The sequence below is a fragment of the Rhizobium viscosum genome, from assembly GCF_014873945.1.
Taxonomy (GTDB): domain Bacteria; phylum Pseudomonadota; class Alphaproteobacteria; order Rhizobiales; family Rhizobiaceae; genus Rhizobium; species Rhizobium viscosum.
Genome location: NZ_JADBEC010000002.1, coordinates 426798 through 441181 on the forward strand (window position 1 = coordinate 426798; position 14384 = coordinate 441181).

At 59.9% G+C, this 14384-nt stretch carries 9 protein-coding genes; 7 read left to right on the forward strand and 2 right to left on the reverse strand.

Annotated features, from left to right (window positions below; all coding sequences use genetic code 11):
* Position 1 precedes the first annotated feature (1 nt).
* The 3 genes from nirD to cysG are packed head-to-tail and all read left to right on the forward strand — an operon-like array spanning position 2 to position 4432.
* A complete protein-coding gene (gene nirD / locus H4W29_RS22915) occupies positions 2-331 on the forward strand; it encodes a nitrite reductase small subunit NirD (protein WP_192731158.1) in 330 nt (109 codons plus the stop codon).
* Entirely contained in the window at positions 331-2985 is a 2655-nt protein-coding gene (locus tag H4W29_RS22920) for a nitrate reductase (RefSeq protein ID WP_192732761.1), read from the forward strand. Before nirD ends, H4W29_RS22920 begins: the two co-directional genes overlap by 1 nt.
* Positions 2957-4432: a siroheme synthase CysG gene (gene cysG, locus H4W29_RS22925; RefSeq protein ID WP_192731159.1), complete on the forward strand. Its 1476-nt coding sequence runs from the start codon at positions 2957-2959 to the stop codon at positions 4430-4432. Before H4W29_RS22920 ends, cysG begins: the two co-directional genes overlap by 29 nt.
* Before the next feature lie 110 nt (positions 4433-4542).
* Here the strand turns inward: cysG and H4W29_RS22930 are convergent, their stop codons facing one another.
* A complete protein-coding gene (locus tag H4W29_RS22930) occupies positions 4543-4875 on the reverse strand; it encodes a hypothetical protein (RefSeq protein ID WP_192731160.1) in 333 nt (110 codons plus the stop codon).
* 122 nt (positions 4876-4997) lie between these two features.
* A complete protein-coding gene (locus H4W29_RS22935) occupies positions 4998-6008 on the reverse strand; it encodes a ketopantoate reductase family protein (RefSeq protein WP_192731161.1) in 1011 nt (336 codons plus the stop codon).
* A 1435-nt stretch (positions 6009-7443) separates the two neighbouring features.
* Here H4W29_RS22935 and H4W29_RS22940 point away from each other — a divergent pair.
* The 4 genes from H4W29_RS22940 to H4W29_RS22955 all read left to right on the forward strand — a co-directional run bounded on the left by H4W29_RS22940 (position 7444) and on the right by H4W29_RS22955 (position 14380).
* A complete protein-coding gene (locus tag H4W29_RS22940) occupies positions 7444-10737 on the forward strand; it encodes a GH36-type glycosyl hydrolase domain-containing protein (RefSeq protein WP_192731162.1) in 3294 nt (1097 codons plus the stop codon).
* A 558-nt stretch (positions 10738-11295) separates the two neighbouring features.
* Positions 11296-12603: an ABC transporter substrate-binding protein gene (locus tag H4W29_RS22945; RefSeq protein WP_192731163.1), complete on the forward strand. Its 1308-nt coding sequence runs from the start codon at positions 11296-11298 to the stop codon at positions 12601-12603.
* A complete protein-coding gene (locus H4W29_RS22950) occupies positions 12603-13562 on the forward strand; it encodes a carbohydrate ABC transporter permease (RefSeq protein ID WP_192731164.1) in 960 nt (319 codons plus the stop codon). The genes H4W29_RS22945 and H4W29_RS22950 overlap by 1 nt, the downstream gene beginning before the upstream one ends.
* Entirely contained in the window at positions 13559-14380 is an 822-nt protein-coding gene (locus H4W29_RS22955; protein ID WP_192731165.1) for a carbohydrate ABC transporter permease, read from the forward strand. The genes H4W29_RS22950 and H4W29_RS22955 overlap by 4 nt, the downstream gene beginning before the upstream one ends.
* Positions 14381-14384: the final 4 nt, after the last annotated feature.

The window sequence follows — 14384 nt, forward strand, 5'->3', positions numbered from 1 at the left end:
CATGAACTGGCACCCGATCGGCGATATCTCCGATATTCCTCTGCGCGGCTCCCGCTGCGTGAAAACCCCGCATATGAACATCGCTATCTTCCGCACGAGCGAAAACGAGGTTTATGCGATCGAAAACCGCTGCCCGCACAAGGGCGGCCCGCTTTCGGAGGGCATCGTGCATGGCAATGCCGTCACCTGCCCTCTGCACAACTGGGTGATTTCGCTGGAGACCGGCAAGGCACTGGGTGCCGATGACGGCGCTGTGTGTACCATCCCGCTCAGGAACGAGGGCGGCGCACTCTATATCGCACTCGAAAGCCTTGTTATGGCGGCCGAATGATGGAAAGAGAGGTCAAGACCACCTGTCCCTATTGCGGCGTCGGCTGCGGCGTGATCGCCCGGGTGGACGAGGCCGGTACTGTCACCGTGAAAGGCGACCCTGAACATCCGGCCAATTTCGGCCGGCTCTGTTCCAAAGGTTCAGCGCTTGCCGAAACCATCGATCTCGACGGTCGTCTGCTCCATCCCGAAATCGATGGCAGACAGGCCGGCTGGGATGAAGCTCTCGATCTCGTCGCCAGCAGGTTTTCCGCGACCATTGCCGAACATGGTCCTGATGCCGTCGCCTTCTATGTCTCCGGCCAGCTTCTGACCGAGGATTATTACGTCGCCAACAAGCTGATGAAGGGCTTCATCGGCTCCGCCAATATCGACACCAATTCCCGCCTCTGCATGTCTTCCTCGGTCGCCGGCCATCGCCGCGCTTTCGGCTCGGATACGGTGCCCGGCCTCTACGAAGATCTGGAACTCGCCGATCTCGTCATATTGACTGGCTCGAATCTCGCCTGGTGCCATCCGGTGATTTACCAGCGGCTCGCAGCTGCCAAGGCGGCCCGGCCGGGTTTGAAAATCGTCGTCATCGATCCGCGCAGGACGATGACCTGCGACATCGCCGACCTGCATCTGGCTATCCGTCCGGATGGTGACGTCGCGCTCTTCATGGGACTGCTCGCCCATCTCGCGGCAAGCCCTGCTATCGACCAGAACTACATCGGTGCCCATACGGAAGGTTTCGGTACGGCTTTTGCCGTTGCCGCCGCTTTGACATCGAATGAACTGCTTGAGCGCACCGGCCTGCCGGCCATGCAAGTGAGGGAATTCTTTCGCCTGTTCGAGACGACCGAGAAGGTCGTCACCTGCTACAGCCAGGGTGTTAATCAGTCCACTTCCGGCACCGACAAGGTCAATGCGATCATTAATTGCCATCTGGCGACCGGTCGCATCGGTCGACCAGGCATGGGCCCGTTTTCACTGACGGGGCAGCCGAATGCCATGGGCGGCCGCGAGGTCGGCGGGCTTGCAAACATGCTGGCCGCCCATATGGCGATCGAAAACGCTGAGGATCGCGACCGGGTGCAGCGCTTCTGGAATGCGCCTGATATTGCCTCCAAGCCCGGCCTGAAGGCCGTCGATCTGTTCCGCGCTGTCGAGGAGGGACGCGTCAAGGCGCTCTGGATCATGGCGACCAATCCGGTCGTCTCCCTGCCCGATGCCCGCCGCGTCGAGGCGGCGATTGCCGCCTGCCCCTTCGTGGTCGTGTCCGACATGTTGCGCGAGACCGATACGACGCGGCACGCGCATGTGCTGCTTCCCTCCCTCGGCTGGGGCGAGAAAGACGGAACAGTCACCAATTCGGAACGTCGCATATCGAGGCAACGCCCCTTTCTCGTTTCTCCGGGAGAGGCGCGCGCCGACTGGTGGCAGATGGCAGAAGTCGGCCGCCGGATGGGCTTTTCCGCCTTCGACTACACATCTCCGGCCGATATTTTCGCCGAACACGCGGCGCTCTCCGCTTTCGAGAATGAAGGCAGCCGCGACTTCGATATCGGCGCCTACGCCGAGACGGAAGCGCCAGCCTATGAGGCGCTGAAACCGTTCCAATGGCCGCAGCCTTCCGGAACGGAGAAAAGGGAAACGCGGTATTTCGCCGAGGGGGGTTTCTTCCACCCCGATCGCAAGGCGCGCTTCATTGCCGTCGAAGCGCCGGCAACCGACAGAACAGATTCAGCCTATCCGTTCACGCTGAATACGGGCCGCATCCGCGACCAGTGGCATACGATGACCCGGACGGGAAAGAGCGCGCGGCTCTCATCCCATATCGCTGAATCCTTTGCGGAAATCCATCCGCGAGACGCGATGGAACTCGGCTTAACCGACGCAGCCCTCGTGCAAATCGAAAGCGGCTATGGCAAGGCGATCATCCGCGCGCTGGTGACCGACCGGCAGGCGCGCGGCAGCGTTTTCGTGCCGATGCATTGGAGCGACCAGAATTCCGCTGAAGCGCGGATCAGCGCCGTCGTTAAACCGGCGACAGACCCCGTTTCGGGTCAACCCGCCTCGAAGAATGTCGCGGTTGCCGTCAGCCGCTATCGCGCTGCCACTTACGGCTTCGCCGTCAGCATGGCAAAGCCTGATGTGGCAGACGCGGACTATTGGGCACTCGCCAAAGCCGATGGCGGATGGCGGCTGGAGCTTGCGTTCCATGACGGTATCGAAGACTGGACGACCTGGTGCCGAAAGAGCTTCGGCATCGCCGACCATATCGATCCCCTGGGTTATGCCGACCGACAATCTGGCGACCGGCGGATCGCCTTCTTCGACGGAGAGAGGCTGCTTGCCGCGCTCTTTCTTGCGAGAGAGCCGGTCGCCGTCGCACGCAACTGGGCGGTGTCGCAGTTGACGGCAGACCACAGCAATCTGCGTCGCCGCTTTGCCATCATCGCCGGCCGGCCGGGAGCCGACAGGCCTGATCCGGGTGCGACGGTCTGTTCCTGCTTCAGCGTCGGCGTCAACCAGATCGTCGCCGCCGTCCGTTCCGGCTGCCGCAACGTCGAAGCGATCGGCAACGAGCTCAAGGCCGGCACCAATTGCGGCTCCTGCCGTGCCGAAATCAGGGGGATCATCAATGCCTGTGTTGCAGACGCTGCCGAATGATGTTGCCGACCGGGCACCCGCCCGCATGGCGCCGCTTGCCAAGCTGCCGGTCTTCTGGTCGCTTGCCGGACAACGGGTGATCGTCGCTGGCGGCTCGGATGCCTGTGCCTGGAAGGCGGAACTGCTGGCCGCCTGCGGTGCGAAGGTCGAGATCCATGCCGAGCACCTCGGCGAAGCCTGTGTCACCCTCATTGAGCGCGGTTCATCGCATCCGGATGGTGCGTTTATCTACCATCCGACGACATGGCGCGAAGATATTCTTGCAGGTGCGGCGCTTGCCGTAGCGGACTGCGAGGATGAGGCCGAGGCGCGAACATTTTTCGAAGCGGCGCAGCGAGCCGGCGTTCCCGTCAACATCATCGACAAGCCTGCCTTCTGCCAGTTTCAGTTCGGTTCCATCGTCAACCGCTCGCCCGTCGTGGTGTCGATCTCGACGGATGGAGCCTCCCCCATTCTCGCCCAAGCCATTCGCCGCCGCATCGAGACGCTGCTGCCGGCATCCCTGAAATCCTGGGCGGCCCTTGCCCAGTCTCTCCGCGAAGAAATCGCCCTTCGTCTGAAGCCCGGCCAAGCGCGGCGCGCCTTCTGGGAGCGTTTTGTCGATCGCGCTTTCGGAGCGGAACCGACGGAAGCAAGCGGTCGCGATCTGCTTGCCGATATGGAGAGGCCAGCTCAGGCGCGTCCTGTCGGACGGGTGACGCTTGTCGGCGCCGGTCCGGGCGATGCGGAATATCTGACGCTAAAGGCCGTGCGGGCATTGCAGGCGGCCGACGTCATCCTGTTCGATGATCTGGTGTCGGACGAGGTTCTGGAGCTCGCGCGGCGCGAGGCAAAGCGCTTGCTCGTCGGCAAGCGCGGCGGGCGCACCAGCTGCCGGCAGGAAGATATCAACGAGATGATGCTGACCTTCGCCAAGGCCGGCAAGAACGTTGCCCGGCTGAAATCCGGCGACCCGATGATCTTCGGCCGCGCCGGAGAGGAGATCGCCTATCTGAAGCAGCATAATATCCCGACAGAGGTCATCCCCGGCATCACGGCGGCCAGCGCCATGGCCTCGCGGCTCGGCGTGTCCTTGACGCATCGCGATCATGCGCAGAGCGTCCAATTCGTCACCGGACATTCGCGCCATGGCATCCTGCCCGACACGATCGACTGGCAGGCGATCGCAGACCCAAGAAAAACGACGATCTTCTACATGGGCGGACGGACCGCCGGAGCGATCCAGAGCAGGCTGATCGAGGCTGGCCTCGATGCGAAGACGCCCGTCGTGATCGTCAGCTCGGTTGCCAACGCCGACGAGCGCCGCTGGGCAGGCAGTCTGAACGATCTTTCTTCGGCCATGGCGGAAATCGGCCTCGACCGGCCCGTACTCATTGGCGTCGGGGAGGTTTTTGCCGCCTGCGGTCTGACGGCCGAAACCGGTCTGCCCGTTGCGGCCCGAGCTTAACGACGCGCCAGCTCGGAAAAAGTCACGGCAAATCAAGGGCTGCGACAAAAAATGGCGATGAAGGGTGACCACGTCACGCGGAAAACCCCAAGCACGTCATATCACCGTGCTTATAATCCCTGTCGGCGGCGGGATAAGACAACCGCAAATGTAGTCGTTACCAAGATTGCCGCCAAAACCGCTCCCCATTGGTCGTAGGTTACTTTGTCAAAGCCATCGTTGTTCGCAAGCACGAAACTGGCACAGGTCAATACGCCAGCGGCAAGCCCGACATAGGCCACTGCAAATCCGGACAACACCCTGGTCGAGAACAATATCAACGGAAGATACAGTACGCCCACGACCGGATCGTACGGCCCCAGGATGTCCAGTAAGAAGACAGCCGAAAGGCTTAAGGGTATTATGATGAGCAAAGTGATGCTCGGGGGTTGTTCGCTTTTCATCTTAACGTCTCCAGTGAACTCTCGCGGCGGGTTCCGTAGCGCCATCGCAGCAGCGTCGCTGTGCAACACCGTTAGTAGCTCGGAACATTCGGGAGCGATGTGCCGATTACGCGCAATGTCGCCTAGGCTGCATTAGCCGGCTCACCCTGGCTTCTGAAATGAGCGATACCTGTAACGGCTTCCGTAACCGGCATTGTTATTCCTTGCCGCTCCGCCATTTCGATGACGGCATCGCAAATCGAGGCGAGCTCAAGCCGATTTCCTTTCTCGAAATCCTGGAGCATCGAAGTCTTTACATCTCCGAGCATTCGACCGGATTCGATGATCGCATCGGGATCGACCTCAAGTTTGCCACCATAGGCCTCGATGACAGGAATGACCTCCCGAAGCATCTGTCGGCTGACGTCCGAGAGATAGTGATTGCCGAAATTCTCACGAAGCGTCGCGCCCGTTATTGCGGTCACCGGATTGGAGATAAGGTTGCGGACGACCTTCGTCCAAACGGCATCGCGAATGCGCGTGGCGACACGGACGTCGATTCCTGCGGCATTTAGAATCGCTGCCAATTCGCCGACACGTGCAGACAGTCGGTCGTCCAGCTCCCCGATCGTCATCTGCAACGGATTGAAGGTTCGCGCGGTTCCCCAGCCCAAACGCTCGGCCGTTATGACAGTGGTCGTGCCTATGATTTGCCGCGATGGCATCAGTTTCTTCAGGTCGCCCTTTGGGTCGACAGACCGAACAACTGGACCGTCCCATAGCCCACCTTCGCCGTCGAAGTACCACCACGGGATACCATTGACGACCGGGATGATCGTCGTTTCGCTGGTAATGAGCGGCTGCAAGGACGCGGCCAATTCCGGCAGGTCGTAAGATTTTGCGCACAGGAATACGATATGTTGCGGGCCAAAGTCTGCCGCCCGGCCAACCTCCACTTGTGAGCAGTGATCCCCTTCCTTGTCCAGCAGTCGTATCCCGTTCTCCCTTATCGAGGCCAGGCTTCCGCCTCGAGCGATCAACCTTACGCGGAAACCGACGATCGAAAATCTTGCGGCAATCGTGATGCCGATAGCGCCCGCGCCTGCTACACAAATCGACGGAACCTGATCGTTCTCTTCGAGAAGTTGCGACATATAGTGTCTCCTGCTGAACTTCGGTGACGCTGCGGGAGTGACGGCGTCAACCTTTAGGCATGTTTCGCGGGTTAGCCGGAATTTGGCGACTTCCTGGACGCTGATGGTGAGATGTTGGGCCGCGAACGGTGCCGAATGGATGTCACTGCCGGCTCCGTGGCTAAGAGTTGAACGCGCAGACTCCTACCGACGGATCAGACAGCTATGTAATCCGCGTTAGTAGCAGTCGGGAGAGGTGACAACGATTCCGACAAGTTGCGTGTCGGCCTCCGTCCAGATGCCTTGTTCCGATCAATTCCGATACGAAGAAGTTATGACTTCACCGTCGTCTACGCATCTATACGGAGGTCTAGCCAGCGCCTACAATTGGTTTATAGCCAAAACCGCGAGCTGGCCTATCAGCTCCTTCGGACCTCCCGACGAGGAGATAACGGGCCGTTTCGTCCACTCATTCGGCTGCCATCTGCCAAACCGAGCGGGAAGCTGGCAACCAGCAGGTTACCTGCTTTCGACGTTGGCGGCCTGCCCATCGACATACATCTGCAACGGATAGCGAGACGACAGTTCCAGCGCGTTTTTGAATGCAGCGCCGGTCGACCTACCTCTTTGTCGTGGCATCGCTACACCTCGGTATAGATGCATGCGGTCATTGATCAGGGGTATCCTAAGAACTGCGTAACGGCCTAAGGAAATGCCTCTGTCAGAAGCAGCAATGCGATTGGTTTGCCTCATACGCAACCAGTCAAGACCCGGCTCTTTCGCCGTGTCGGCCTTGGAGGCGGAAACCGTGTAAATCCCACAGGCTTCTGAGAAAAGCGGCCGACCTGGCCGCTGTACAGATGCTGACGACCAAATCGTTACCGCAATTCAATGGAACTGCACCAACCATGCCCCAAGATCCGGATAAAAGAGCAGGCACGCCAAGACGTTTCATTCTGGAGACAGGCATCGTGTGTTTTATCGCTCTCGCCTGTTGCCTCGCGGTATGGGCCTCGCTCGAGCTTAGCGTGGCCTCAAGCGAGACGGATGCAAGCCCCCCCCGCGCGACGCCTTCGGTGCCAGCAAAGGCCGCTAAGCCAGTTCCCGTATATCTTTATGGTCTTGGTTCCGTGCACGGATCGAGCGCAGTCACCGTCAGAACGCGAATAGAGGTTCGAACTGCGGGTGTCGCTGGTAGCTAATTTCCCCCAAACTCCCCCATTTTCGTGACGATGGCTATCGATGGAGTCGTCCTCAGCATTTGCTGGATGGCAACCTGCTGAGAGGCGCGATGATTTTCCTGGGCGTCGACGGCAGCATCCTGATGGCCTTCACCGCTTCGCTCAGGTGCATTCGCCATCTGTACGCCACGATCTAACCAGTGACATTAGGTAGTATTTCGCTCAAACATTCTGCATCATTCTCCGATTCCCTTCCAGGCGACACGAGATCTCACATGCCCTCGAGACTGAATCGCAAATTGCAGATGCCCCGCCGCGATGACCTCGGCCTTCTGACAATCGCCAATGGCTCCGGCCTTTCCATATCCGCACTGCCGAACGGCACGCTCTTTTCCATCGATTATGCCGATAGCCTTGGATCGGTGCAGATCAACCAGATCCAGGGATCGCCTCTTTCCGGCGGTGTCGGTCGCCTCTATCTGCGGATCGGCGGCAAAAAGCCTACGGTTGCCGAAATCGTTGGACCTCGAGCGCAGGGTCGCTTCGGCCATAGTGAGGCAGGCTTCTCCTGGAATGGCGAAGTCGGAGACATCCACTATCATGTGTGTCTCGTGCTTGCCCCTTCCGAGACGACATGGTTCTGGCATGTGACGCTGACGCATCCCGGCGCGGAAAAGCTGCCGGCCGATCTCGTGCTGGTTCAGGATATCGGCCTCGGCGACCGCGGTTTCCTGATGAACAGCGAAGCCTATGCCTCGCAATATGTCGATCACCATATCGCCGAACATCCGGCCTACGGCCCTGTCGTAATGAACCGGCAGAACCTCAAGCAGGGCGGCGGGCGCAATCCGTGGCTCGCGCAGGGCTGCCTGGAAGGTATTGCCGCTTACGCTACCGATGCGATCCAGCTGATCAAATCGGCGGCCGACAGGGGTGACCTACTCGTCGGTCCCTTCGGCAGTGACCTGCCGAGCCAACGCCGGCAGCACGAAATGGCCTGCCCGGCGCTTCAGTCGAAGTCGCTTACCGTTTCGGCCGAAGGCGTCACTGCGAGCTTCTTCGGCCTGTTCCTCAACGACCATCAGGCAGCCTCCGACAAAGCCGATCTTTCCCGCCTCGATCATCTGAAAGCTGTCGAAAAGACAGCGACTGGACCGGTCGAGCAGGTGCCGCCGCGCAGCATCCTGCAGGATGCCGAACTGCTGACGGTGGAGACGCTGGACGACAAGGCGCTTACCCGCCTCTATCCCGATCGCATGCTCGAAGAGCGTGTGGACGGCCAACTGCTCTCCTTCTTCGTACCTGAGGGCGCCCTCAATCGTCACGTGGTTCTGCGCGAGAAGGAACTGCAGGTCGCGCGCCGCCACGGAGCAATCGTGCGCAGCGGCCAGAATATGCTGCTCGACGATGTCACTCTGGCATCGACCTGCTGGATGCAAGGCATCTTTGCCGCACAGCTGACAATCGGCAATACATCCTTCCACAAACTGTTTTCGGTCTCCCGCGATCCCTACAATCTGACCCGCACCAGCGGATTGCGCATCCTTGTCGATGTCGGCCATGGCTGGCAGCTTCTCGGCGTGCCCTCGGTCTTCGATATGGGCCTGAGCGACTGCCGCTGGATCTATCGCCTTGGCAACCAGACCATCACCGTAACGGCGACTGCGTCAGGCGAAGATCCCGCGATGCAATGGGCCGTCTCGGTCGAGGGCAAGCCCTGCCGCTTCCTGGTCTTCGGCCACCTCATTCTCGGCGAGCGAGAATATGACACGAGCGGCTATGCCGAATTCGATGACGATGCCAAGCGCATCCTCTTTCGCCCGGATCCGCATTGGCTCTGGGGCGAGCGGTTCCCCGATGCCAGCTACTGGCTCGTGAATTCCACACCCGATGCCATCGAGGCGATCGGCGGCGATGAGCTTCTTTATGAAGATGGCGTTGCCCGCAACGGCGCCTTCGTCGCCCTGCGCTCCACCGAGACACAATCGCTCTCCTTCGCCGTCGTCGGCTCGATGACGGACAAGGCAGAGGCCAAGCGTCTGGCGGATCGCTATGCAGGCGATGTAACGCAGGAGGCGATGCTGGCTCCGGCATCGCGTTTCTGGAAGCACGCAATCCGTGGCCTGACGCTCGACAAACCCAAAGTCGACGCTCAGGCACATGCAGCGATCCTGCCCTGGCTGGCACATGACGCGATCGTGCATCTGAGCGTACCACACGGGTTGGAACAGTATACGGGTGCCGCCTGGGGCACGCGTGACGCCTGCCAGGGACCAATTGAATTCCTGCTCGCCTATGAGCATGATCGCGAAGCCAAGGAAGTCGTGAAGACGGTCTTCAGCGAACAATACCTCGAAAAGGGCGATTGGCCGCAATGGTTCATGCTGGAGCCCTATTCCAACATCCGCTCCGGCGACAGCCATGGCGATATCGTCGTCTGGCCGCTGAAGGCGCTCTGCGACTATATCGAAGCGACCGGTGACCTTGCCATCCTCGATGAGAAGGTGGCCTGGCGCGATGACAAGACCATGGACCGAGCCCCAGCTGATACGATCGCCATCCATGTCGACAAGCTCCTCGATACGGTGCGCGAACGCTTCATCCCCGGCACGCATCTGATCCGCTACGGCGAAGGCGACTGGAACGATTCCCTGCAGCCCGCCGACCCGCATCTGCGCGACTGGATGGTGAGCAGTTGGACCGTTTCCCTGCTCTACGAGCAGATCGTGCGTTACTCCGCAATCCTGCGCCGTATCGGTAAAGGCGCTGACGCTACCGAACTGCGCAAGATCGCCACCGCCATGCGGCGCGACTTCACCAAGCACCTGATCCGCGACGGCGTTGTCGCCGGTTACGGCATCTTCGATCCCGCCCACGACGGCGTCGAGCTGCTGCTGCATCCCGATGACCAGCGCACGGGGTTGCACTATTCGCTGATCTCGATGACGCAGGCCATGATCGGCAAGCTCTTCACGCCGGAGCAGCGGCAGGCGCATATGAAGCTGATCGAGAAGCACCTGCTCTTCCCCGATGGCGTGCGCCTGATGGAGAAACCCGCGACCTATGCCGGCGGCCCGGAAACGCTGTTCCGCCGCGCGGAATCCTCTTCCTTCTTCGGCCGCGAGATCGGCCTCATGTATGTCCATGCGCATCTGCGCTATTGCGAGACACTTGCCATAGCGGGTGATGCGAAGGCGCTCTGGAAAACGATCGGCCTCGCCAACCCGATCGCCGTCGCTGAAGCGTTGCCGAAGGCGTCGCTGCGTCAGCGCAACACCTATTTCAGCAGCAGCGATGCCGCTTTCACCGATCGCTATCAGGCGATGAGCAACTGGGATCAGGTCAAGAAAGGCGAAATAGACATCGACGGCGGCTGGCGCATCTATTCCAGCGGCCCCGGCCTCTATGCCCGCAGTTTCATCGAAAACATCCTCGGCTTCAAACGCCGCTTCGGACGGCGTAAGCGCGAACCGCTGCTGCTGTCATCCGCCTCGATCACCATCAAGACGGATCATGCGCCCTGGCGCCGGTTGAACGCCCCGTCGAAGGCACCGAAGCGAAAAGGTTAAAGCAATTCCAGGAAAAGTGGGAGCCGGTTTTCCGTCCGGAATTGCGAAAAAACAATAGGATAGAGCGCTTCCTCCGATTCCGCATTAGCCGGAGGCGCTCTAGAAGACGGCTTCGTGCACCCGTCGGAGCTGATCGCAGGGCCTGCATAGAATGCATAGGCATTTTCCCACGCCCTTTAGAAAATGTCAGAATCATCAGCTGTCATATACGTGGCTGACATCTCTCACGTAGCGGAGAGAGAAACCTATGCATTCTATGCATCCTATGCAGTAAGGACCCAGTTTCCGCTCTGTTTCTACCTCTGCGTGATTGTAATTGGCCGGTTTCAAATCGGGCACCATCGCCACATACTCGCCAACGACACATGCTCCTTCTTCAGAGCATGGGACGTACCTATCAATCATCGTTCTGTTTCATTTTCTCGAAGCGATATCAATCGCTTATCCGATGTGTCGTTTGTTTATCGATAAAAACATTTGTTTCAAGCAAAATAGATGATAACGTTTCAACTAAATTGAATGCATGACGGCAACAGTCAATGTTTGGGAGGACATGACATGACCAGCAGCAGTAAATTTGTGCCCGAAATCGGTCGCCGCACCCTTCTTGCCGGCGCAGGAAGCGCTGCCCTCTTGGCCGTCACCGGTGCGGCACGGGCTCAGGATCCAGTCAGCGGCGAACTCGTCGTTCTGAACTGGCTCGGCGGCTCCGAACTCGAGATGATGCATGCGATCCACAAGGCCTTTCTGGCGAAATACCCCAATGTCACGATCCGCGAAGTCGCCATCACTGGCCAGGGTGACATGCGCGGCGGCATCCGCACCGCGCTGATGGGCGGCGAGGTCGTCGATGTGCTCTTCAACACATGGCCGGCCTTCCGCAAGGAACTTGCCGATGCCGGCATGCTCCGGCCGATCGACGATCAGTGGAAATCCTTCGGTTGGGACAAGCTCGTCAGCCAGTCGTGGAAGGATCTCGGATCCATCGGCGACAAGACCTACGGCCTGACATACACCTTCGGTGACCGCTCCGGCATCTGGTACAAGAAGGAGCATCTCGCCAAGGCCGGTATTGCCGAACCGCCGAAGACCTGGGACGAATTTGTCGCCTCCTTCGCGAAGCTAACAAACGCGGGCTATGCGGCCCCGATCGCGATCCCCGGCAAATACTGGGCGCATGCCGAATGGTTTGAAACCCTGTTGCTCAGAACCGCAGGTGTGGAGACGGCGGCGAAGCTTGGCGCCCATGAAATCCCGTGGACCGATCCAGCTGTGAAGACAGCGCTGACAAAATACGCCGAGATGCTGACGTCCGGCTGCTGCGGGGCGCCGAACACCATGCTTGCCAATGACTGGGACGGTGAGGCCGACCAGGTCTTCCAGGCCAATGCCAAGAACTATCTGCTGATCGGCATGTGGATGAACAATCGCGCCAAGAACGACTACAAGCTGGTCGAGGGCAAGGATTACGGTCTCTTCCAGTTCCCGTCTCTCGGCATGGGCCATGACGATACATCGAGCGTCGACGCCAAGGAGCTGCTGGTGACGACGAACGGCCCTAATCCGAAGGCGGCAGATGCCTTCCTCGATTTCTGGACGAGTGCCGAGGCCGCCAACATTCTCGCCAAGGCCGGTTATGCCTCGCCAAGCAGCAATGTCGATGCGTCGCTCTATGGTGAAGCACAGAAAGTGGCGACGCAGGCCGTCGCAAGCTCGAAGCTGCAATTCGTGCTCGGCGACCTGCTGCCCGGCGATCTCGTCGACGAGTATCGCGTGCAGTTGCAGAAATTCCTGCAGGATCCGTCGACCGCCAATATCGATACGGTTCTTGCGGCTATCGAAACCAAGGCCCAGGGTTCCTACTGATGGCTGACACCTCCGCTTCCCCGGTGCGGGAAGCGGCGGGCGTGATGCAGGGTTCTCCGCTGGCGGCTGGCATCAAAGGCCGTCGGCGTCTGCTCAGGGACACGCCCGCCGCACTGATCCTGATTGCGCCGGTTATCGTGTTGTTTGCGATCGCCGTGATCTATCCGCTGGTCGAAACGATCCGGCTGAGCTTCTGGGATATCCAGGGGCTCAGAAAGCCGGCCTTTATCGGCTTCGGCAACTATGCGCGGCTTTTCGCCGACGCGGCTTTCCGCAACACGCTGCTGACGACCTTGATCTTCACCATCGGCACGACCGTGATCTCGGTGGCGATCGGCTGGGTTCTGGCGATGCTGTGCGCCTTCGCGCCGCAGCAGACCCTGCCCTTCCGCGTGATGATCTTCGCAGCCTTCGGCATTTCGGAAGCGGTATCGGGCTATATGTGGATCGGCATATACAGGCCGGATGCCGGCGGGCTGCTCAATTCATTGATCCAACTCCTGGGTTTTCCCGGTTTTGCCCATGCTTGGCTGGGCGACGCCAACACGGCCCTTTGGGCGCTGATTGTTGCAGCCTCCTGGAGCGGCGTCGGCCTGCCCCTGATGCTGATCTTCGCCGCAATCCAGGCGATCCCCAAATCCGTGCTCGAAGCGGCCTATATGGATGGTGCCAAGCCGCTCTCGACCATGCGTCACATCATGATGCCGCTGTCGATGCCGGGGGTGCGCGTCGCCGTCTTCATCAACCTGCTATCGGCACTGCGCGCCTTCGACATCATCTATATCCTGACCGGCGGCGGCCCGGTGCGCTCGACGGAAACCGTCGGCTATTTCATGTACCGGGAATCCATGACCCAGTTCAAATTGGGCTATGGGGCGGCCGCTACAGTCATCCTGCTGCTAGCGGTCCTTATCATTTCCATCCCCGCCATCATCCAGCGAACGGCAGGTGCGAAATGATCGGCAAGGCTCCTCGCTGGATTATCGTCGTCGTCGGCATCGTCGCCTTCATCTGGGTGATCCCGATCATGGGCATCGTCGTCACCTCGTTGCGCCCGCCGGAAGGCGTATCGCTCGGCTGGTGGCGCTTCGATCATTTCGATCTCACGCTCGATGCGTGGCGCCGCGTCTGGGACAAATATCCGCTCGCAGACTCCATGTGGGTAACGATGAAGACGGCAGGTATTGCGACAGCGCTCACCATGCTGCTGACACCGGCCGCAGCCTATGCTTTCCACTTCCTGACATTCCCCTTCCGCCGGGTGCTGCTGATCATCATCATCAATGCATTCGTGTTGCCGCAGCAGGTCGTCATCATTCCGCTCTTCACGCTCTGGCGCGACATGGGGCTGATCGACAACATCCTCTCGGTGCTGATCCCCTATGTCGGTCTTTCCTTCGCCTGGTCGATCTTCCTCGTCAAAAACTTCTTCGAGGATTTTCCGCGCGAACTCGTAGAGGCCGCCAAGATCGACGGCTGCGGGCCGCTCGCGACCTTCCGCCATGTGGTACTGCCGAACAGCCTGTCGCCGATCTTTGCCGTCGGCATCCTGCAGTTCCTGTGGACATGGAATGCGCTCCTGCTGCCCATGCTCTTCCTGCGCAGCGATGTGCCTCTTCCCGTGCTGCTTGCCCGCATTTCCGGCAGCTACGAAATCAACTGGGACCTGAGATCGGTGGCGGCCATCCTCACCACTATCGTCCCCCTGCTCGTCTTCCTCGTTTTCCAACGTCAGTTCGCCGCCGGCTCGCAAACCCGCACCGGCGCAAAGGAATAGGACC